The organism is Pseudonocardia sp. DSM 110487 (assembly GCF_019468565.1).
Classification (GTDB): Bacteria; Actinomycetota; Actinomycetes; order Mycobacteriales; family Pseudonocardiaceae; genus Pseudonocardia.
The window spans coordinates 1,608,118-1,628,906 of sequence record NZ_CP080521.1 but is presented as its reverse complement, the minus strand read 5'-3'; the positions used below and the strand labels follow the sequence as shown (position 1 = coordinate 1,628,906).

17 protein-coding genes are annotated in these 20,789 nt (G+C 71.8%); 11 read left to right on the top strand and 6 right to left on the bottom strand.

What is annotated here, in order from left to right:
• The first annotated feature begins 16 nt into the window (after positions 1–16).
• Positions 17–913 (top strand): alpha/beta hydrolase, encoded by an 897-nt coding sequence (locus K1T35_RS07360; protein WP_370645322.1) that lies wholly within the window; start codon positions 17–19, stop codon positions 911–913.
• A gap of 94 nt (positions 914–1,007) precedes the next feature.
• Here the strand turns inward: K1T35_RS07360 and K1T35_RS07355 are convergent, their stop codons facing one another.
• Both K1T35_RS07355 and K1T35_RS07350 read right to left on the bottom strand, forming a co-directional pair.
• Positions 1,008–1,511, bottom strand: coding sequence for a hypothetical protein (locus K1T35_RS07355; protein WP_220259410.1), 504 nt, complete (start codon positions 1,509–1,511; stop codon positions 1,008–1,010).
• Positions 1,512–1,605: 94 nt separating this feature from the next.
• The gene (locus K1T35_RS07350; RefSeq protein WP_220259409.1) at positions 1,606–2,523 is read right to left on the bottom strand and encodes an intradiol ring-cleavage dioxygenase; all 918 of its coding nucleotides are present in this window, start codon (positions 2,521–2,523) and stop codon (positions 1,606–1,608) included.
• Between the two features lie 185 nt (positions 2,524–2,708).
• Here K1T35_RS07350 and K1T35_RS07345 point away from each other — a divergent pair, with 185 nt between their 5' ends.
• Positions 2,709–5,213: a tetratricopeptide repeat protein gene (locus tag K1T35_RS07345; protein WP_220259408.1), complete on the top strand. Its 2,505-nt coding sequence runs from the start codon at positions 2,709–2,711 to the stop codon at positions 5,211–5,213.
• Between the two features lie 52 nt (positions 5,214–5,265).
• Positions 5,266–6,156, top strand: coding sequence for a GlxA family transcriptional regulator (locus K1T35_RS07340; protein WP_220259407.1), 891 nt, complete (start codon positions 5,266–5,268; stop codon positions 6,154–6,156).
• A 21-nt stretch (positions 6,157–6,177) separates the two neighbouring features.
• Here the strand turns inward: K1T35_RS07340 and K1T35_RS07335 are convergent, their stop codons facing one another.
• Together K1T35_RS07335 and K1T35_RS07330 are read right to left on the bottom strand one after the other, a co-directional pair.
• Positions 6,178–7,455 (bottom strand): SLC13 family permease, encoded by a 1,278-nt coding sequence (locus K1T35_RS07335; protein WP_220259406.1) that lies wholly within the window; start codon positions 7,453–7,455, stop codon positions 6,178–6,180.
• Positions 7,455–8,213 carry a GntR family transcriptional regulator gene (locus tag K1T35_RS07330; protein WP_220259405.1) on the bottom strand — a complete coding sequence of 253 codons (759 nt, stop codon included), beginning with the start codon at positions 8,211–8,213 and terminating at the stop codon, positions 7,455–7,457. Before K1T35_RS07330 ends, K1T35_RS07335 begins: the two co-directional genes overlap by 1 nt.
• A gap of 56 nt (positions 8,214–8,269) precedes the next feature.
• Here K1T35_RS07330 and K1T35_RS07325 point away from each other — a divergent pair, with 56 nt between their 5' ends.
• The 3 genes from K1T35_RS07325 to K1T35_RS07315 all read left to right on the top strand — a co-directional run bounded on the left by K1T35_RS07325 (position 8,270) and on the right by K1T35_RS07315 (position 12,869).
• Positions 8,270–9,034, top strand: a complete 765-nt coding sequence (locus K1T35_RS07325; protein ID WP_220259404.1) for an amidohydrolase — start codon at positions 8,270–8,272, stop codon at positions 9,032–9,034.
• Positions 9,035–9,118: 84 nt separating this feature from the next.
• The gene (locus K1T35_RS07320) at positions 9,119–10,663 is read left to right on the top strand and encodes a hypothetical protein (RefSeq protein ID WP_220259403.1); all 1,545 of its coding nucleotides are present in this window, start codon (positions 9,119–9,121) and stop codon (positions 10,661–10,663) included.
• 7 nt (positions 10,664–10,670) lie between these two features.
• Positions 10,671–12,869, top strand: a complete 2,199-nt coding sequence (locus K1T35_RS07315; RefSeq protein ID WP_220259402.1) for an alpha-amylase family glycosyl hydrolase — start codon at positions 10,671–10,673, stop codon at positions 12,867–12,869.
• Between the two features lie 3 nt (positions 12,870–12,872).
• Here K1T35_RS07315 and K1T35_RS07310 read toward each other — a convergent pair whose 3' ends face one another.
• Entirely contained in the window at positions 12,873–13,544 is a 672-nt protein-coding gene (locus tag K1T35_RS07310; protein WP_220259401.1) for a TetR/AcrR family transcriptional regulator, read from the bottom strand.
• A 278-nt stretch (positions 13,545–13,822) separates the two neighbouring features.
• Between K1T35_RS07310 and K1T35_RS07305 the strand changes: the two genes are divergently transcribed.
• From K1T35_RS07305 to K1T35_RS07285, 5 genes are all read left to right on the top strand, one after another.
• On the top strand, positions 13,823–14,377 hold the full coding sequence (locus tag K1T35_RS07305) for a hypothetical protein (protein WP_220259400.1): 555 nt from the start codon (positions 13,823–13,825) through the stop codon (positions 14,375–14,377).
• Between the two features lie 305 nt (positions 14,378–14,682).
• On the top strand, positions 14,683–16,302 hold the full coding sequence (locus K1T35_RS07300; RefSeq protein ID WP_220259399.1) for an ABC transporter substrate-binding protein: 1,620 nt from the start codon (positions 14,683–14,685) through the stop codon (positions 16,300–16,302).
• Positions 16,290–17,255 carry an ABC transporter permease gene (locus K1T35_RS07295; RefSeq protein ID WP_255621675.1) on the top strand — a complete coding sequence of 322 codons (966 nt, stop codon included), beginning with the start codon at positions 16,290–16,292 and terminating at the stop codon, positions 17,253–17,255. The genes K1T35_RS07300 and K1T35_RS07295 overlap by 13 nt, the downstream gene beginning before the upstream one ends.
• Positions 17,252–18,088, top strand: a complete 837-nt coding sequence (locus K1T35_RS07290; protein ID WP_220259398.1) for an ABC transporter permease — start codon at positions 17,252–17,254, stop codon at positions 18,086–18,088. The genes K1T35_RS07295 and K1T35_RS07290 overlap by 4 nt, the downstream gene beginning before the upstream one ends.
• Entirely contained in the window at positions 18,067–19,695 is a 1,629-nt protein-coding gene (locus K1T35_RS07285; RefSeq protein ID WP_220259397.1) for an ABC transporter ATP-binding protein, read from the top strand. The genes K1T35_RS07290 and K1T35_RS07285 overlap by 22 nt, the downstream gene beginning before the upstream one ends.
• 47 nt (positions 19,696–19,742) lie before the next feature.
• On the opposite strand, the gene K1T35_RS07280 is transcribed toward K1T35_RS07285, so the two are convergent.
• Positions 19,743–20,534: an alpha/beta hydrolase family protein gene (locus K1T35_RS07280; protein WP_220259396.1), complete on the bottom strand. Its 792-nt coding sequence runs from the start codon at positions 20,532–20,534 to the stop codon at positions 19,743–19,745.
• Positions 20,535–20,789: the final 255 nt, after the last annotated feature.

The following is a 20,789-nucleotide window of genomic DNA, read 5'->3' as shown; positions in this document are numbered from 1 at the left end:
AAGTCCGCGGGCCGGGGTGGTCGAATGTCCGAACAAACCTCGGCTTCAACAGGAGGTAGTTGTGTCCCTCCCCCGGCACGCCTATCAGGTTCTGCCCACCAGACGGCTACAGGGGACCGCCGTGCCATGGCCGCACGACGTGCACATCGCCCTCCCCCCGTCGTACGAACACGGTGACCACAGCTACCCCGTCCTCTGGGTGACAGACGCGTCCCTCAGCTTCCCGCTCGCCATCGGCCTGATGAACTGGCTCCACACCGTGCAAGAGGTCCCCGAGCTCATCGTGATCGGCGTCGGCGCTCCCGACGAGAGCGATCACGCCGAGTTCTCCGCGCGTCGAACACACGACTTCTACCCGCTGCCGAAATGGGTCAATGCAGGGCCCGGCGGCGCGCGGATGGAAGCGATGTCCAACGAGATGACGGCCGGCGGCGGCGCGGAAGCACTGCTGTCGTTCCTGGTCGACGAGTTGCGCCCGCGGCTGGCGGCCGAGTTCCGGTTCGACGACGACCACGGCCTCGTGGGCTTCTCCGACGGCGGACACTTCGTCGGCTACGCCATGCTCTCCCGGCCGGCGGCCTTCGGCCGCTATCTGGCCAGTAGCCCTGCCCTCAGCGGATGTGAGGATCTGCTGTTCACGCTGGAGGCCGACTACGCCACCACCCACGACGACCTGGCGGCGAAGGTGTTCCTCGGCGCGGGCGAAGCGGAGCTCACCGACCCCTATGTGGCCGCCGCCGACATCGTCGGGTCGATGACCCGCATGGCGCAGCTGCTGCGGCTGCGCAACTACCCGTCCCTGGAGCTCACCTCCCGCCTGTACCCCAGGCAGACCCACGGATCGGCGTTGTCGTACGCGCTGAACGAGGGCCTGCGCACGCTGTACCCCTTCACCACCCCCGGCATCGGGTGAACAGATCCACAGCAGCGCGAGACCACTCGTCTGGCGGACCGACCCCTCAGCCAGAGCCGAACGTGCTTGTGCAGCCGGGCGGCGAGATGGCGGATCAGTTCCGCTCGCCCTGGAACGGCAGGATGCGGGCCCACTGCTCCCGCACCTGCTCCTCCATCCCCTCCGCGTCGGCTGAGCCGTCCGCGGGCACCACGGTGAGGTCCGGCTCCCCCGGCCCGCGCTCCTCGGCCATCTCCAGCACGGTGACGAACACCTGGGCGCACGCGAAGGCGTGGTCGACGTTGCTCTTGACGCCCGCGTACCGGCCGTCGTCGAGCGCGAACGCGAGGGGGTGGATCCGCCGCAGCACGGTGACCAGGTCGCGCGCCGAGCCGAGCGCACCGTCGTAGTCACCGACGAGCGGGGCGCGGATGGCCAGCGCGTCCATGAAGGCGCCCTCGAGGTCGCGAGCCAGCGCTCGAACCCGGAACAGCGTGCCGTCCCCGCCCGGCCGGTCGCCGGCGAGCATGAGGGAGTCCTCGAGCTCGGCCGCCACCTCGAGGGCGCGGTCGAAGGTGCCGTTGAGCACCAGGCTGAGGGATCTGCGCCGGCCGGTCACGGCGGGGACTCTACCCAGAGTCTCCGGCCGGACACAGGCAGAATTCGTCCAGCGGCGGCGACGGACGTCGCCCCCAAGAGCCCTGGCCGGACCGTCAGCGTGACGGTGGCGGCCCACCCCGGCCGCCTCCGGGGGCGCTGCCGGCGGTCGGGGTGGTGGTCGTGTCGACGGGGGCCGTGAGGGACACGGTGTAGCCGCCTGCGACGTCGCCGGTCACGGCACCGAGCTCGTGCACGCCACCGTCGTCGCGGAAGACGTTGTCCGAGGCGAGGGTGACCTCCGAGAGGTTGCCGACCGACTGCTCGTACCCGGGCTGCTCGTACACGATGTCGCAGACGTCCTGGGGAAGCGCGATCTGCGAGGTGGCGATGGCGTTCCCGGCGTCGGTGATGCTCGCCTGGTCCGGGTAGACCTCGAAGTGGATGTGCGGCCACCTGCCCGGATAGCAGGCCGGGAAGATGCTGGTGAAGCTCACGCGCCCGGAGGAGTCGGCGATCTGCACCCCGCGCAGGTAGTTCTGGTCCTCGATCGCGCTCGAGTACATCGAGTACTCACCCTCGCGGCTGCAGTGCCAGACGTAGACGGCCACGCCTGCGAAGGCGGATCCGCCGTTCGCGATGTCGAGGACGGTCAGCTGGATGGTGAGTGGGACGCCCGCTGCTGTGCCGCTCGCCCCGCCGAAGCTCGACCGGATGTCGCCGCGGACGATGCCGCTCTCCGCGAGCACGTTCGGGCCGTTCGAGCCGTCGCCGGGGTACGGGCCCGCGGTCTCGTCGGGGATCTCCACCAGGCCAGTGCTCGACGCGGTCGTCGTGGCGCTCGCGGAGCTCGCCGAGGTGGTGGTGCCACTCGCGCAGGCCGCGAGGCCCGCGGCGGCGGCGCCGAGCCCGAAAGCCCGCAGCATCCACCTGCGGCTCATGAGGGTCGTGATGTCGAAGCCGAGGCCCTGGTCGACGACCTCCTCATCGGGTCGGACGAGGGGGCGCCCTTCGTAGGTCGGCTCGTGCCTCACGGTTCCTCCGGTGGTGGGATGGCTGCTCGGCTCCCACGGTAGGAACGGGAGGTGGGGCATTCCTGTGCGCTTCCTGTCCGCTTCCTGTGGGGCCGGCGCGCACAGGATGCGGCCGAACACGGCTGTGCGCGCCGGCTCACCGGATGGTGGGCGCGCCTAGGCTTCACCCGGGCGAGGGGGGCACGATGAGGAGGACAGGCGCCACCGATCCGGTGGAGGTCCGTGCGGACACCGGGCAGCTGCTGCGGGAGTGGCGGGAACGGGCGCTACTGACACAGGAACAACTCGCCGTGCGGGCCGGCCTCTCCGTGCGCTCCATCCGCAGGTTCGAACGCGGTGGTGCCGCGCAGAGCGCGTCGATCCGGCTGCTCGCCGACGCACTCGGGCTGAGCTCCGAGGAGCGCGCGTTGCTCGTGTCCGCGAACCGCGCGCCCGCTCCGGACCGATTGCGGCAGCTCCCGGGGCCGTCTCCCCTCTTCACCGGCCGGGAGGCCGAACTCGCAGAACTGGACCGGATCAGCGACCCGAACCGCTTGGTGATCGTCACGATCGCCGGTATGGCGGGCGTGGGCAAGACGGCCCTTGCCGTGCAGGCGGCGCACCGCGTGGCGTCCCGCTACCCGGACGAGCAGATCTACCTCGACCTGCACGGACACACCCAAGCTGGGCGTCCGGTCGAGCCGGGCGAAGCGCTCGATCGCGTACTCCGCGCCCTCGGGGTGCCCGCGGAGCAGATCCCGCCGGAACCCGAGGACCGAGCCGCGCTGTACCGCACGAGGCTCGCCGACCACCAGGCCCTGATCCTGCTCGACAACGCGGCTGCCGAGGAGCAGGTGGAGCCGCTGCTCCCGGGAACGCCCGGCTGCCTCGTGCTCGTCACGAGCCGGCGCCTGCTCACCGGGCTCGACCACGGCCACGCGCTCTCGCTCGACGTGCTCTCCCTGCCCGATGCCGTCACCCTGTTCGCCCGCGCCGCCGGGGAGCACCGGGTGCGCGACGATCCGCCCGCGCGGCTCGCCGAGCTCGTCGAGCTGTGCGGTCGGCTCCCGCTCGCCGTCCGCCTCGCCGCCGCCCGCCTGGGATCCCGCCCCTCGTGGAGGGTCGCGCACCTGATCGAGCGCTTGCGGGCACGTACGCATGGGCTCGCCGAGCTCGAGGCGGGCGAGCGCAGCGTGACCGCCACCCTGGACCTCTCCTACCGGCAGCTGCCCGGCGATCAGCAGCGCGCGTACCGGCTGCTCGGGCTGCATCCCGGAGCGGAGCTGACCGTGCCCGCGGCCGCCGCGTTGCTCGGCACCACCCCGCAGCGGGCCGAGCGGCTGATCGACGGCCTGCTCGACGCGCACCTCCTGCAGGAGCCGGCCCCCGGCTGGCACCGGTTCCACGACCTGGTCCGATCCCACAGCCGCGCGAGAGCCGACGTCGACGAGCCCGACGGGCGGGCCGCGCTCACCCGGCTGTTCGACCACTACCGCCACTGCGCCGCCGTCGCCATGGACACCGCCTACCCGTACGAGCGCGCCCGCAGGCCGGAGGTTCCGCCCTCCGACGTCCCCGCGCCCACGCTCGACGGCCCGGCCGCCGCGATCGCATGGCTCGACACCGAGCTCCCCACCCTGTTCGCGGTGGCCCGGCACGCCGCCGATCACGGCTGGCCCGAGCACACCCATCACCTGGCCGCACTCCTGCACGTCCACGTCGTCGGCAGGGGCCGGTACGACGCCGCCGAGGCGCTCCACGGCCAGGCGCTCGCCGTCGCCCGCGCCACGGGCGACGGCGCCGCAGAGCAGACCGCGCTGGCCAACCTCGGGCGAACGCACCTCAAGCACGGCCACAACGAGCAGGCCGCCGACTGCTACGCCCAGGCGTTGACGCTCGCCAGTGCCAACGGCGACATCTCCGTCGAGATGGACGCACGCCTCGGCCTCGGCCACGTCCACCTGTTGCAGGGCCGGTTCACCCAGGCCGCGGAAAGCCTCTCGAAGGCCCGGCAGCTCGCCCACGACACCGGTCACCACATCACCGAGCTCAACGCCCTGATCGCGCTCGGGTGGCTGCACCGCCAGCTCGGCGACTACGCACAGGCCTTCGATGCCTTCCTGCGAGCGCGCGTGCTCGCCCGCGACACCGGCAACCGCAGCATCGAGGCCGACGCGCTGGCCGGGCTCGGCTGGCAGCACCGACAGCAGGGCCGGCCGGAGGAGGCGGTCGCCTGCTTCGAGCAGGCGCACCTGATCGCAGGCTCCATCGGCAGCCGGCACGGTGAGCTCAACGGCATGATCGGCCTCGCGTCGGCCCAGCGCGTGCTGGGCAGGCTCGACCAGGCCGCGCAGACCTACCGACAGGCCCTCGCACTCACCCGCGAGATCGGCAACCGGAACCTGGAGTTCGAGGCCCTCCAAGGGACGGGCCGCCTCCACTTCGCCGCCGGTCGCCACGATCAGGCCGTCACGTCCCACTGCGAGGCGCTCGACGTCGCGACCCGGCTGAACCAGCCCGCCGACCAGGCGAACGCCCACGACGGTCTCGCTCACGCGTACGAGGCGCTCGATCGGCACGAGGAAGCCCGCCGGCACTGGCGACGGGCCTTGGCCATCCTCACCGACCTCGGCGCCGAGAACACCACGGACGGCGAGGTCAGCACGGTGGCCATCCAGGCGCGCCTCGGCGCGCACCCCGTTGACCGGTAGTTGACCGGCGGATGGCCTGGCCTCGGACCGCGCGGTCGCGGAGAGTCACTCCGTGCCGGGAGAGAGACACGCTGCGGAACACACGGTGGCGGTGCTGGCGACGCCGGCCGCTTCGATCATCGAGCTGGGAACGCCTGCGGAGGTGCTCACCCACAAGCGGTACGTGATGCGGTTCTGCGCCCTCGAGCCGGGCCGGGTCACGCTCGCGTCCGGCTTCTCGATCGAGGCGTCACACGGCCTCGGCGGGCTGCGCTCGGCGAACACCGTGATCGTCCCGGGGGGCCAGGAGCATCCGCTCGACCCGCACCCCGCGATCGCCCACGCGCTGCGCACAGCTGCCGCTCACGGGGCCCGGATCGCCGCGACGGGCTCCGGCACCTTCGACGTCGCCGCGGCGGGCGTGCTCAGCGGCCGCCGCGCGACCACCCGCCCCGATCTCGCGGACGACCTGCGGCGCCGCTTCCCGCGGATCCTCGTCGACACCTCCGCCCCCACTGTCACCGACGGCGGCATCCACACGTGTGCCGGCGGCGCCACCACCGTCGAGCTGTGCCAAGAACTCGTGCGACACGACGACGGCCCCGCCACCGCCGACGACCTCGCCGACGTGATCGAGTGGGCCACCGCGCGCCTCGGCGAGCCGCTCAGCCTCGCCGACCTCGCGCGGGCAGCGCACGTGAGCTCACGAACCCTCGCCCGCCGCTTCGAGGCCGCGCTCGGCACGTCGCCGATGCAGTGGCTGCTCTCCCAGCGCATCCGCCGCGCACTGCACCTGCTCGAGACCACCTGCGAACCGGTCGAGCGGATCGCCCGGATGACCGGCTTCGGCAGCACGAGCAACTTCCGCCTGCAGTTCACCCGCGCGACAGGGGCGTCCCCGCAGTCGTACCGGCGGGCCGCACGCGAGCGGGTCGAGGTGGGAGTGGGCAGCCGCGCGGGGTAGCGATCAGCTACGAGACACGGCCTAGAGCGACGGCACCAGCACGAACACCACCCACGCCGCCACCGGGGCCACCGCGATCATCGACATCCCCCACGCCATGAGCCCGCGGAAGACCTTCGTCCTGTGCTCCTCCTCGCTGCTCGCGACGATCAGCGCGCCGCCGGTGGAGAAGGGGCTGGAATCGACCGCGGAGGCCGCGATGCACAGCGCGATCACGAACCCCAGCAGTGGGAGCGAGCCGGTGGCCAGGAACGGCGCCGCGAGCGGGACGACCACGCCGAACATCGCGTTGGTGGACGCGAACGCCGAGACCAGGCCCGCGATCAGCAGCAGCAGGAAGGCGGCGAGCAACGGCTGCCCGATGCCGCCGACGGCGCCCGCGAGGGTGGCCACGACTCCCTGTGCCTGCAGCAGGCTGATGTAGGTGATGATCCCGCCGATCAGCAGGACCACCGGCCACGCGATCGAGCCGGCCGCGGCCGCCGAGCCGTGCGGGAAGAGCAGGGCGAGCACGACCCCCGCCGTCAGAGCGGTGAACCCGATGTCCAGCCCGAGGCCCAGCACACCAGCGATGACCAGGACGAACGCGAGGACGGTCACCTGCTGCTCCATGCCCCAGTGCCGTTCCTCCTCCGGCTCGGGGAGCTCGGAGCCCGTTCCGCCCGAGCCCACGCCGGCCGCCACCGGCACCTGGACCTTGTGCCGCCATCCACCGAGAACCGTGACCGCGGCGGCGTTGAGGGCGAGGTTGAACAGGAAAGTCGCGGCGAAGACCGGGAGCGGGGACACCTGCACGCCGGCTTGGTCGAGCCCGCCCGCGACGATCGTGTAGTAGACGGAGATCGGCGAGAAGCCCCCCGCGTTCGTCCCGTTGATGATCGACAGGCCGACGAGGAGCGGGTTGATCCGGTGGCGGGCCGCGAGCGCGATCCCGATCGGGACGAGGATGGCGTTGGTCGCCGCGGTCACCGCGCCCGCCGCCGTGATCAACGCGGCGAGCACGAAGAACACCCAGGGCACGAGCACGAGCCGGCCCCCGACAGCGCGCACGGCACCGTGCACCACGAGGTCGACGGTGCCATTGGCCTTGGCGAGGCCGAACAGGAACGTCACACCGATCAGAGTGATCATCAACGATGCCGGGAAGCCCGCGGCAATCTCCGGAACAGAGCTGCCGAAGTAGACCGTGCCCAGCACGAACGCCGCGACGAGCGCGAGCGCGCCCATGTTGACGGGGCGCCACAGCGCGAGGCCGAACACCGCGAGGAGGACGAGGACGGAGATCACTTCGGCGGTCATCAGCGGATCTCCACCCGGTAGCGGAAGCCCGCCGCCGCGCCCCGCGTGCGCCGGAACTCGATCACCTCTCCGGTGTGCAGCCGGGCCCGCCGTTCGACGACCACGACCGGCTCGCCCTCGGCGCACCCGAGCACCGGCGCCTCGGCGGCGTCTGCCGCGCCGACCGTGAGCTCCTCGCTCGCCGAGGCGACGACCGAGCCGCACTCCGACTCGTACATCGGGTAGAGCAGGTTCGCGAACTCCTGCAGCGGCCGCTCGGCCAGCGTCGCGAAGCGCGGCAACGGCAGCCAGATGTCCTCGACGAGGAACGCCACATCCCCGCGGAGGCGGTGGCGCCGCAGGTGCAGCACCTCGGCCCCGACGGCGCAGCCGAGCGCATCGGCCACCTGCTCGTCGGCCCGGGTCACGCTCCTGTCCACGATCCGACTCCCGGGCACGGCATCGGTGTCCGCGCCGTGGCGGAAGAAGCGGAAGAGCGAGCCGTCCATCCGGGCCCGGCGCAGGTACGTGCCGTCGCCCTGGCGGCGCTCCAGCAATCCCGCCGACGCAAGGCCGGCCAGCGCGCGCCGCATCGTGCCCAGCGACACGTCGTACGCCCCTGCGAGCTCCCCCTCCGCGGGAAGCGGTGAGGACGGGGAGAACTCACCCTCCTCCACCCGGCGCCGCAGCGCCTCCTGGACCCGCTCGTGCAGGGGGATGCGCGGATCGAGCGCATCTCGTTCGGCGCGTCGGTCGACCGCGGCGGTGCGTCGAGGCATGCAAGGGAGTCTGACAGGAAGACCTATAAAGGTCTAGAGGTCTGTAGGATTCGCGCATGCCGCTGGTCGACACGCACGTCCACGCCTTCGCCGCGGGACTGGCCATGGCACCCGCCCGCCGCTACACCCCGGCCACAGCAGCGCCGCTCGACGACCTGCTCTCCGTGCTCGACGCCGCAGGCGTGGCGCGCGCGCTGCTCGTGCAGCCGAGCTTCCTCGCCGACGACCACGCCTACCTGCTGGAATGCCTCGCGCGGCACCCCGATCGGCTGCGCGGCGTCGCGTCGCTCCTCGACCCCGGCGTCGCCCTCGCCCACTACGGGGCATGGCACGACGCAGGGGTCCGCGGCGTTCGACTCAACCTGGCAGGCCTCCCCACCCCCGACCTCTCCCGGTGGCGGGACCTTGCGCGGGTGATGGCTGAGCTGGGGTGGCACCTCGAGGTGCACGCCACTGGCGAGCAGTGGGCGGATCTCCGGCCCGGCCTCGAGCGGTGGCCGGGCACCGTCGTCCTCGACCACCTCGGCCGGGCAGCAGACCCGCTGGCCCAGTCCCACGTCGTCGCGCTGGCCCGCCTCGATCACGTCTGGGTCAAGGCATCGGCGCCCTACCGCACCCCGGACGGCTGGGCGGCCGACACCGCCGCCCGGATCCTGGACGCCACCGGCGGACGGCGCGTTCTCTGGGGCAGCGACTGGCCGTTCACCCAGCACGAAGGCGCCACGAGCTACCCGGACCTCGTCGAGTGGGCCGTCGACGTACTGGGGCCCGCGGCCGACCTCGTGGACGGCAACGCGGCGCGGCTACTGGGCTGGACCTGACTGCGGCGGGTATCAGCGCGCGGCGGTCGCGCCTCCTCCACCGCCGGACCAGGATGGACGGGCGGGCGATCGCGAGGAGGGCACATGGCCGCGCTGCCACCGGAGTACCTGGACCCGAACACGCCGCCCGAGGTCGTGGTGACCGATGTGCTGCCACCGCGCATCGATGACCCGACGCTCGGAGTCCCGCTCGGCCCGCGCGACCCGGATGTCCCGGCGCCGCCCACCGACCCCGTCCACCGGCTCGTCACGGTCGGCGACTCCCTGACCCACGGCCTGACCAGCGGGGCCGTGTCGCGAACCGACCTCTCGTGGCCCGCCGTCCTCGCCCGGTGCCTCGACGTCCCGTTCCAGGTGCCCGCATACGGTGGCCCGCTCGGCGGCCTACCGTTCAACATCGAAGGGCTGCTGCGGAGGCTGCAGGAGGAGTTCGGCGACCGCATCAGCGCGATCGAGGCGCTGTCATTGCCGTTCGCCCTGCAGCGGCTGGCCGATCAGAACGAGGACTACTGGGAGCGCGGCGACGGCAGCGGGCCGCCGCGCACCGATCTGCGCTACGACAATCTGGGCATCTACGGCTGGGACCTGCGCGACAGCCTGTCGTACACGGGCGGCCGCGCGGCCGCGCGGATCGCGTCCAACCCGGCGCACGACGACCTGCTCGGCGCGGTGCCGTCGAACGACAACGACATCGCGGCCTGGTCCGTGCTCGCGCCCTTCGGCGTCGCCGCGACCCAGATCGAGGCCGCCGCGTGGCACGGGCGCAACGGTGGAATCGACACGCTCGTCGCCGTGCTGGGCTCGAACAACGCGCTCCGCGCCGTGGTCGACAAGAAGGTCCTGTGGAGCGGCGACGGCTTCGACGACCTGGACCGCAAGGGCAGCTACAACGTGTGGCGGCCGAGCCACTTCGCCGCGGAGTTCGCCGAGCTGGTGCGGGCGGCCGAGGCGATCGGCACGCGGCGCGTCGTGTTCGCCACCGTGCCGCACCTGACGATCGCGCCGATCGCCAAGGGCGTGAACCCGCAGGCACCCGGCGAGAAGTGGCGGCCCGGCTCGCGGTACTTCCCCTTCTACACCGACCCGTGGATCAACGAGGCGAGCTTCGACCCCACCAAGCACCGCCACCTCACCCACCAGCAGGCGCGCGCCGTCGACTCGGCGATCGACCAGTACAACGGCACCATCGCCGACGCCGTTCGCCATGCCCGCGGCCACGGAAGGGACTGGTTCCTCTTCGACCTGTGCGGGGTGCTCGACGGTCTCGCGTACCGCCGGTTCGTCACCGACGCCGAGGCCCGTGCTCGCAATGCGTGGCAGGCCCAGCGGCTCCCGGCGGAGCTCGCGGACCTCGACACCCGCTTCTTCCGCTCGGACCGGACCGGCAGGCTGCAGGGCGGCCTCTTCGGGCTGGACGGGGTCCACCCGACGACCAGTGGCTACGGGATCGTCGCGGACGAGCTGGTCGCGGTGCTCGCGACCGCGGGTGTCGCGGCCGAGCACGTCGACTTCGCCGCGCTACGGCGCGAGGACACGCTCAACCAGAACCCACCCGCGCTGATGGCGACGGCGTTCGACATCGCGACGCCCTTCCTCGCCCGCCTCGTCTCGCGCGGCGGGGGACACTAGTGCCCCCATGCCGAGCCTCACGATCCACTACGACAACGCATCGTCGTTCGCCGCCCCGCACCTCTGGGTGCGGTACGCCGGATCGGCCGAGCCCGACCATGTCGTACCGTCCGGTGAGGACGCCTTCGGCCCGGTCTTCACACCCGAGCTGACGCGACCCGACTTCCGGTTCGTGTTCGCCGATGGGGGCGCCGAGCCCGCGTGGGAGGACGCCGGGTTGCTCCGCTCCTACCGGGTCGTCCCCGCGGTGGGCGAGATCTGGTGCCGGGCGGACAAGGCGTTCGTCTTCGATGTCGAGCCCCGCGAGCCCGAGGCCGGGTCGGCGGCCGATTTCCTCTCGACGATCGAGCTGGTCGACAGGAGCTACCTGCCGGACACCGACGGCCGTTCTGGTCTCGGGGCCACCGTGCTCCGCGACGGTGGAGTGCTGTTCGGCCTCTACCAGCCCAACGCCGCTCGGGTGTTCGTGCGCGGTTCCTTCGACGACTGGCGGGAACCCGGCCGCGAGCTCGCGCTGTACCGCGGCTACTTCGGCGTCCCCAACCTGTGGCTCGGGGTGGTGCCGGAGGCAAGGGCCGGGGACGAGTACGCGTACTTCGTGCACGGCGGGGTGCCCCGCGACGGGGCGGGCCGGTTCCGGCGTCAGTGCACCGACCCGTTCGCCCGCAGGCTCGGCCTCAGCTTCGACGACGACACAGCTGTCGTCGTCGACCCGAGCACCTACGCGTGGACCGACCACGCCTTCCGGACGCCCGACCGGGCAGATCTGATCCTCTACGAGCTGAGCGTGTACGGCTTCACGGAGGGCGACGCCGGGATCAAGCAGCCGGGCCGGTTCGCCGGGATCACCCAGCGGATCAGGGAGGGCTACTTCGACGAGCTAGGGGTCAACGCGCTGTCCCTCATGCCGCTCTCCGAGTTCCCTGGCGAGCAGGGTCCCGGCGCCCTCGGCTACAGCACATCGGTGTTCTCGGCGATCGAGCGGGACTTCGGCACCCCCGACGACCTGCGCGAGCTGGTGAACGCGGCGCACGAGCGCGGTATGGCCGTCGTGCTGGACCAGGTCTTCAACCACACCAACAACGACCCGAACCCATTGTGGCAGGCGATTCTCGAGAGCCCGTGGGAGGAGGGTTCGGCCGACGGCGGCCTGTATTTCAACGGCAGCACGATGTGGGGCAATCGCGTCGCCACCGAGAAACGCGACGTGCAGAACCTCCTGATCGACACCCGCAAGATGTTCATGACGGAGTACCACGTCGACGGGTTCCGCTTCGACTCCACGCGCAATGTCGATCACGACTTCCTGCCGCGGCTGGCCGACGAGCTCACCCGCTTCCGGCCCGAGGTCGTGCTGGTCGCGGAGCACCTGCCCAACGAGAGCTACCTCAACCGCTCCGGCTACGACGGCTACTCGCAGTGGGCGGACCAGTTCCACGACAAGATGAAGGCGCTGCTGCGGGAAGGCGTGTTCGACAACAGCGGCTTCTTCACAACCGACCGGCTCGGCGACATCTTCTACTTCTCACGGTCGGCGTTCGCGGCGCACACCAACAACACCGTCAACTACGTCGAGTGCCACGACGAGACCAGCGTCCCCTACGAGGTCGGCCGCAACCCGGCGACCGACCACCCCGCCACGAAGGATCGGAAAGGGCGGCTGGGTCTCTTCGCCACCGTCGCCGCGCTCGGCATCCCCATGATCTACATGGGCCAGGAGTTCAACGTGGAGCGGGACCGCAACACCGTGAGCTTCCCGTGGCCGGCCGACGGTCCGGAGAGCAACGGTTTCCACCGCTGGGCCCGCCGCCTCATCCACCTGCGCCGCCGCTACCCCGGCCTGCGCATCGCCGGCGGCGACCCGGCCGGGGACGGTCGGTTCACCTGGGTCCTGGGTCCGTGGATGGACGGGGCGCACGGCGGCGAGCGAAAGGTGCTCGGCTGGCGGCTGCGCCCCGGCCGGTCCGCCCACGACACCATGGTCGTGCTGCTCAACTTCGAACCATTCCCGGTGCGGGTCGACGTCGAGCTCGGCCTCGCCGGCAGCTGGGTCAAGCTCGCCGACCTCGACCGCGTCGAGGACGTCCCGCCGGTGGGCACCAACTCGACGGCCGACCCGGCCGCACTGCACAGCGACGACGGCCGGTTCAGCCCGTTCGACCTGCCCAGCAGCAGCGGCTTCCTCTACAAGTGGGAGTCCGCATAGTCCTCACCCCCACGGGGCCCCGTCGCCGTCGCGGGCGACGACGAGCTCGGGGCGGAGCGCGCCGAAGAGCAGTGTGAGCATCAGGTCGGCGGTGACGGCCGGTGGCTCCTCGCCACGGTTGATGCTCCGCACGAGCAGCAGGTTGACGACCATGCCGCTGATCTCGGCCGCAGGCGGGTGGGGGCGCAGCTCGCCGGTGGCCTGCCCGCGCTCGATGAGCAGCAGGAACGGCACGTTGAGAGGAGCGAGGATCCGCGGGTCCGCCTCGTCGTCGGGATCAGGCCCCCTCCCGGTGCGGATCGTGTAGTCGAACACCGCAGCGGTGAACGACGCCGTCAGGCCGCGGTGGTACCAGCTCAGGCGAGCCAGCGCGTTGACCTGGTCGACGAGGGCCTCCACGACGGACCGCCCGGCGGCGATGTCCTGCTCGGCCTGGCGGATGAGCCCGCGGACGTGGGGTTCGTACACGGTGCCGAGCAGGGCGTGTTTGGTCGGGAAGTGGTTGTACGCCGTGGCGGGGCTGACGCCCGCGGCGTCGGCGATGTCCTCGATGCGGGTCGCCGCCCAACCGCGGCGGCTGAAGGCCGAGTCGGCCGCCGCGATCAGCGCGGCGCGGGTGCGGATCCGCTTGGTCAGAGCGGCCCGGGCCCGCGGGTCGGCCGGCCGATCGTCCACGATCCACAGTCTCCCGGTCGTTCGGCCTGCCCGTGCCGCCATCGAATTGCGCAGACGTTACAACAGGGGACTCCGTGCGCCGACCTGGTCCTCGATGGTGGACGCGAGGGAGTCGGGCGGCAGCTCTGAGTAGCAAATGAGGCGGCCACATTCGTTTCCCGGCTTTGGGTCGGGCCGGATACGGGGCATGATCAAGGCTTCGGCGCGAAACGGGCGAAAACGACACGGGAACGCGCCGAAACACCGATCATCAGGCCCTCCTGCGCCATCATCGACCGATGACCGGCACTGACCAGCTGCACGAGGCGCTCGTCCGGAAGATCCGCGCGGCCGGCGGCGCATGGCGGGAGCCGGTGCAGCAGGCGCTGCGCGCCGTGCCCCGGCACCTGTTCGTGCCCGAGGTCCCGCTCGAGGAGGCCTACGCGGTAGGGAGCGCCGTCGTGACGAAGCGCGATCCGCGGGGCATCCCGCTCAGCTCGGCGTCCGCGCCGGGCATCGTCGCGTTGATGCTCGACCAGCTCGACGTCCGGCCCGGCCATCGGGTGCTGGAGATCGGCTCCGGCACCGGCTACAACGCGGCTCTGCTCGCCGAGCTCACGGGGTCCGGCGGCCAGGTGGTCACGATGGACATCGATCCCGAGTGCACCGCCCGGGTGCGATCGGCTTCGGCCCGTCCGGCGCCGCGCTCGCGCGGGTCATCACCGGCCACATCCACGCGTGGGATGCCGCCCGCGACGTGCTGCCGCGGCTCACCGTCCATCCGGCGGGCACCCCGGACGACGCCCTCCCGGAAGGCGTGGTCATCGAGAAGCGCCACACCCGCCTCGTCGTGACCTACCCACCAGCGCGGCCCTGATCACCCATCGATCGCGAATCGCGATCGGCACCGATGCCGATTCGTCGCTGGACCTCGCCCAACTCGTGGGTTTCACTCGTCGTGTGCAGCGGACGGCGTCCCCCTCCCGGCCGGGTCTTCACCCGGCCGGCGCGACGTCGCACGCCGGCGGCCTCACCCAGCGTCGCGTGATCGATCACGGCACGGTGCACTCCAGTCTCTGTCGCTCCTGCTGAGCAGCGTCTTCTCCGAGCCGACCGTCCGCACTCGCGCGGTCGGCCCGCCCCTCAGCAGAGAGCCCCCATGACGACATCACGCATGCTCGCCATCGTCGCCGCGGCCCTACTCGCGTCCGGCTGCGCCGGTGGCGCCGCGCAGTCCGGCACGTCCGGCCCGCCCCGGGACGGCGGCGACCTCACCTTCCTCATCGACTCGCTCGGCGACACCTGGATCCCGAACAACAGCGCGATCTCCAGCTTCCAGGGCCACATCTGGGGTCACGTCACCGACAAGCTCGTCTACGTCGACGAGCAGGGCACCCCGTCGCCCTGGATCGCCGAGAGCTGGGACCAGAACGCGGACGCCACCGAGTTCACGTTGCACCTGCGCGGCGGCGTGACGTTCTCCGACGGCACGCCGCTCGATGCCGCCGCCGTCGTCGCGAACCTCGACATCTGGTCGGCAGGCGACCCGGCGCGCGGCATCAACCCGATCGGCCTCTTCCCGAAGACCTACGAGGGCGCCGAGGCCGTCGACGCCACCACCGTGCGGGTCCGCTTCACCTCGCCGACGCTCGGGTTCATCCCGACGCTCGGGTACCACGGCTCGATCCTGATCTCCCCGAAGAGCCTTGCGCTGCCGCCGGACCAGCAGGCCGATCTCTCCGAGGACATCGGCAGCGGCCCGTACGTCGTGGAGTCGTGGAAGGAGGACGACAGCGTCGTCCTGCGCAAACGGCCGGACTACAACTGGGCGCCCGCCGCGCTCGGCCACCAGGGCCCGGCCCGGATCGAGACCCTCACCTACAAGGTCGTGAGCGAGCAGCAGGTACGGACGTCGTCGGTGGTGTCGAACCAGGCCGACGTCGCCTACAACCCGTCGCCGAAGGAGCTCGCGACGTTCAAGGCGCAGGGCTTCACGGTCGCCGCGCCCCGCTACCTCGGGTTCGTCAACGGCTACGCGATCAACACGAAGGTCGCGCCCTTCGACGACGTCCGCGTGCGCCAGGCGCTGCAGCGCGGCGTCAACCGTGACGAGATCCTCTCCACCGTCTACGCCGACGACTGGCTGCCCGCCGAGTCGTTCATCCAGAGCAACGTGCCCGGCGCCACCGACCACCGCGCGACCTTCGCCTACGACCCCGCACAGGCGGAGTCGCTGCTCGAGCAGTCGGGCTGGGCGAAGGGCCCGGACGGCGTCCGCACCCGCAACGGCGAGAAGCTCGCGATCACGCTGCACCCCAACCCCTACCTCGCCACATCGGAAGCGATCGACGAGCTCGTCGCGCAGCAGCTGCGGACCATCGGCTTCGACGTGGACATCCAGACCTTCGACGTCGTCACCTACGGCGAGCGGGTCAAGGTCAAGAGCCCGGCCGTGCCCGCCTACGAGGTCACGCGCAGCTTCATCGACGCCGGCACGGTCGGCGGCGTGCTCACCGATGCGAACAAGGGCGAGGACTGGTTCAACGTCCAGCAGAGCGACACCCGGCTCGTCGAGCTCGCCACGGGCGTCGCGGGCGCAAGCGACCCGGCCGCCCGCAACGCGCTGCTCGACGAGCTGCAGGGCTACGTGCTGGAGCAGGCCTACTTCGTGCCGCTGACCCAGATCGCGCAGCGCCTCTACCTGCAGTCCCCGCGCGTGCAGGGCATCTCCTACAACGGTGTCGCGTACGCCAACTTCTACACGGCGTGGATCTCGTGAACCCCGGCTACGCGACCTACGCGCTCCGGCGGTCCGGGCAGGCGATCGTCGTGGTCCTCCTCGCCTACGTGTTCACGTTCGTGGTGATCAGTGTGCTGCCGGGCGACCCGGTCACCAACACCCTGCGCAACCCGCAGAACGGGTTCACCGAGGAGGAGATCGCGCGGATCGTCGCCTACTACGGCCTCGACCAGCCGGTGCTCGTCCAGCTGTTGGACTCGCTGACGCGGTTCCTGATCGGTGACCTCGGCGTATCGCTGCGGTCCAACCTGCCGGTGTCGCGCCTCCTGGTCGAGGTGCTGCCCTCGACGCTCGTCCTCGCGGGCGCGGCGCTGGCGGTCGCGGTGGTGTTCGCCTTCGCCATCGCGTTCGGCGTGCACTACCTGCCACGCCCGCTCGGCCCGGCGCTGCGGGCGTTCCCGTCGCTGTTCCTGTCGGTGCCGAACTTCCTCATCGGCCTGCTGCTCATCCAGCTGTTCTCGTTCCAGCTCGGCCTGTTCCGTGTGATCGACTCCGATACCGGCGTCGCGACGTTCTTCGCCGCCGTCACGCTCGGCATCCCGGTGTCGGCGCAGATCGCCGAGGTGCTCATCGCGGGCCTCGACCACGAGGCGCAGCAGGAGTACGCCGACGTGGCCCGGTCCCGCGGGCTGGGTCAGGTGCGGTTGCTCGTGCGGCACCTGCTGAAGCCGTCCTCGCTGCCGGTCGTGACGGTGCTCGCACTGACGGTCGGTGAGCTGCTCGGCGGCTCGCTCATCACCGAGACGATCTTCGGCCGCACCGGGGTGGGCAGCCTCGTCCAGCGCTCGGTCACCACCCAGGACCTTCCGGTCCTGCAGGCAGTCGTCACCCTCGCCGCCGTCGTCTTCGTCGTCGTCAACCTCGCCGCCGACCTCGTCTACCCGCTGCTCGACCCGCGGGTGCATCCCCGAGCAGGAGCCGCTGCCCGATGACCGTCACCTCCCTCACCCGCGCCGCGCGTGCGCCCCGGACCGCGACGCGGGTCCCGCCGAGCGTCCTGCTCTCATTCCTCGTGGTGGGCGTCGTCGTCGCCTGGTCGGTGGCGCCGGGCCTGTTCACCGGCCACGACCCGGTGAACGGTGTCCCGGCCGACCTGTTCCGGCCACCGAGTGGCGCCCACTGGTTCGGCACCGACCACCTCGGACGCGACGAGTTCGCCCGCGTCGTCCACGGCACCGCGTCGTCCGTGTCGAGCGCGCTCGTGGCCGTCGCGATCGGGGTGGTCGTCGGCGGGCTGATCGGCCTGCTCTCCGGCTTCCTCGGCGGAGTCGTCGACGTCGTGCTGGCGCGCTTCGTCGACGTGCTCCTCGCGATCCCCAGCTTCCTGCTCGCCGTCGTCATCGTGAGCTCGCTCGGCTTCCAGACGATCAACGCGGCCATCGCGACCGGGGTATCGGCGGTCGCGGTGTTCGCGAGGGTGCTGCGCTCCGAGGTGCTGAAGACGCGCAGCGCCGTCTTCGTCGAAGCCGCGCTCGTGCTCGGCGGCTCGCGCTGGCACGTGCTGCTGCGGCACGTCCTGCCCAACGCATCGCGCTCGGTGCTGCAGCTCGCGGTCCTGCAGTTCGGCCTGTCGATCCTCGTGATCGCGGGCCTCGCCTTCCTCGGGTACGGCGACCCGCCGCCCGCCTCCGACTGGGGCCTGCTCGTCTCCGCAGGCAAGGACTACCCGCTCGCGCCATGGCTGGTCTGGGCACCCGCGCTCGTCACGATCGTCACCGTCCTCTCCGTGAACAGGATCAGCCGATGGCTCCGCAACACCGACTGACCACCACGCTGCCCCGTGCCGAGGCGCCGGCCGCGACACCTCTGCTTCGTATCGAAGGCCTCTCCGTCTCCTACGGCGCCCACGAGGTGGTCTCCGGCGTCGACCTGTCCCTCGCCCGCGGCGAGAGCCTCGCGCTCATCGGCGAGTCCGGCTCCGGGAAGTCGACCATCGCCAAGGCCCTGCTGCGGTTGCTCCCGGCGCGCACCGGCCGGGCGTCCGGCCGCGTCGAGCTCGAGGGGCGGGACGTACTCGGGCTGGCGGAGCGGCAGTTCCGGCCGTTGCGCGGGCGCACCATCGGCTTCGTGCCGCAGGATCCGAGCAGCTCGCTCAACCCGGTGCGGACGGTCGGCGCGCAGGCCCGCGAGGCGGCCCGGCTCGTCGACGGCCTCGACCGGAGCGCCCGCGGGGAGCTCGTGCTGGACACGTTCGCCCAGGTCGGGCTCACCGATCCCCGGCGCGTCCACGACGCCTACCCGCACGAGCTCTCCGGCGGCATGCTGCAGCGCGTCCTCATCGGCCTCGCCGTGCTGCCCCGCCCGGCGCTGCTCATCGCCGACGAGCCGACCTCCGCGCTGGACGTGACGATCCAGAAGCGGATCCTCGACCTGCTCTCCGGGCTGCGCGCGGATCTCGGCATCGGCCTCCTGCTGATCACCCACGACCTCGCGATCGCCGCCGAGCGCGCCGACTCCCTGCTCGTTCTCAAGGACGGCACCGTCCAGGAGGCGGGGCCGACCGCGTCGGTGTTCGCCGCGCCCACGTCGGCGTACGCGCGGCAGCTGCACGCCGACGTGCCTGCCCTCAACCCCGACCGCTACGCCAACCTGCGCTCCGTGGGCGGCGCCGCCGCTCCGGCGAAGATCGAGGTCCATGGCGTCACCAAGGCGTTCGGGGCGGTCACCGCGGTCGACGACGTCTCGTTCACCGTGCCCGCGGGCACCACCCACGCGCTCGTCGGCGAGTCCGGCTCGGGGAAGACGACCGCGATCCGGCTGCTGCTCGGGCTGGAGCAACCCGACTCCGGCCGCATCGTGGTCGCGGGCGAGGAGCTGCACGGGCGCTCGCACTCCTCGCTGCGCGGCGTCCGCCGTCACCTCCAGCTCGTCTACCAGAACCCGTTCACATCGCTCGACCCCACCTGGAAGGTCGAGCGCCTGGTGCGTGAGCCGTTGGACCGGTTCCGGATCGGCGACGGGCTGGAGCGCGACGAGCGGGTGCGTGCGGCGCTCACGTCGGTCGGCCTGGCCGAGCACCTGCTCTTCCGCAGGCCCGCCGCGCTCTCGGGAGGGCAGCGGCAGCGCGTGGCGATCGCCCGCGCGCTCGTGCTGCGGCCCGACGTCATCGTGCTCGACGAACCGACGTCCGCACTGGACGTCAGCATGCAGGCGGGCATCGTCGAAGTGCTGCTGCGGCTGCAGGCCGAGCTGGGGCTCACCTACGTCTTCGTCTCCCACGACCTGTCGCTCGTGCGGCAGCTCGCCCACACCGTCTCGGTGATGCGGCACGGCCGCGTGATCGAGCACGGCACCGTCGGCGGGATCTTCAGCGACCCGCGGGAGGCCTACACGCGCACCCTCCTCGACTCGATCCCGGCGGGTGCCTCGTGATCGCCGTCCTCAGGTTCAACCTTCCCGGCACGACGGCAGCATGAGGTTCACTGCTGGGGCTGCGGTGGCACGGAGGCGGGCGCCGTCAGGCCGAGCCGGCCGCTGATCCACGGCAGTCCCTGCGCGAGTGCGTCGGAGGCGATGGCCCACGAGTGGTTGCCGGGCACCTCGTAGAGCTGCACCGACATGCCCGCGCCGCGGGCGAGGGCGAGGATCTGCTCGGCCTGCCTGCGGAAGTCCGTGTCGGCGCCCCCGACGGTCATGAGGCCCGCGCTGCCGGGCAGGTGCGCGGTGGGCAGCTCGTCGACGGGGTCGACGCTCCGGTAGGCGTCGTGATCGCCGCCGAACGCCTGCTGCACGGTCTGCTCCGGATCGCCGAGGGTGGGTTCGGCTTGGCCCGAAACGTCGAGGAACGTCGCGTAGAGATCGGGGTGCCGCACGGCCATCTGCAGGGCGCAGGTGCCGCCGAAGGAGAACCCGCCGATCGCCATGTGCGCCGTGTCGGCCTGCAGGTCCGCCTGCAGCCACCGGGTGACGTCCTCGGTGAGGTAGGTCTCGGCCGCGCCGAGCCTCGAGTCGACGCACATGGTGTTGCCCATGGGGGAACCGGTGACGTCCGGCACGATCACGATCGGGGCGAGGCCGTCGTGGGCCGCCGCGAAGGAGTCCATGATCGAGGCGAGGCAGCCGGCCAGCATCCAGTCGCGAGGCCCGCCGGGCTGCCCCGGGATCATCACCAGCACCGGCAGGTCGGCGCGCGGGGTGCCCAGGTAGGCGGGCGGGAGGTACAGCCATGCCTGCCGGGCCGCGAACCCCGAGCGCTCGCTCGGCACCGTCACGGCGCTGATGCGGCCCGTCCGAGGCATTCCCGCCGGGCTGTGCCACGTGCTGGACAGTGGCTGCCGCGGCGGCGCGACGACCAGCGGCTCCGTCCGGGGCAGCTCCGACAGGTCGATCTGGTTCGCCGCCGGGATCCCGAGTACGGCGGCGAGCGTGGGCCGGTAGCCGTAGAGGGGCGTTGGCCTTCACCAGGCCGGTCGAGAGAACGAGCACCACGGCCACGCAGGCGGTGACGCGCCGGGCCCACCCGCGTT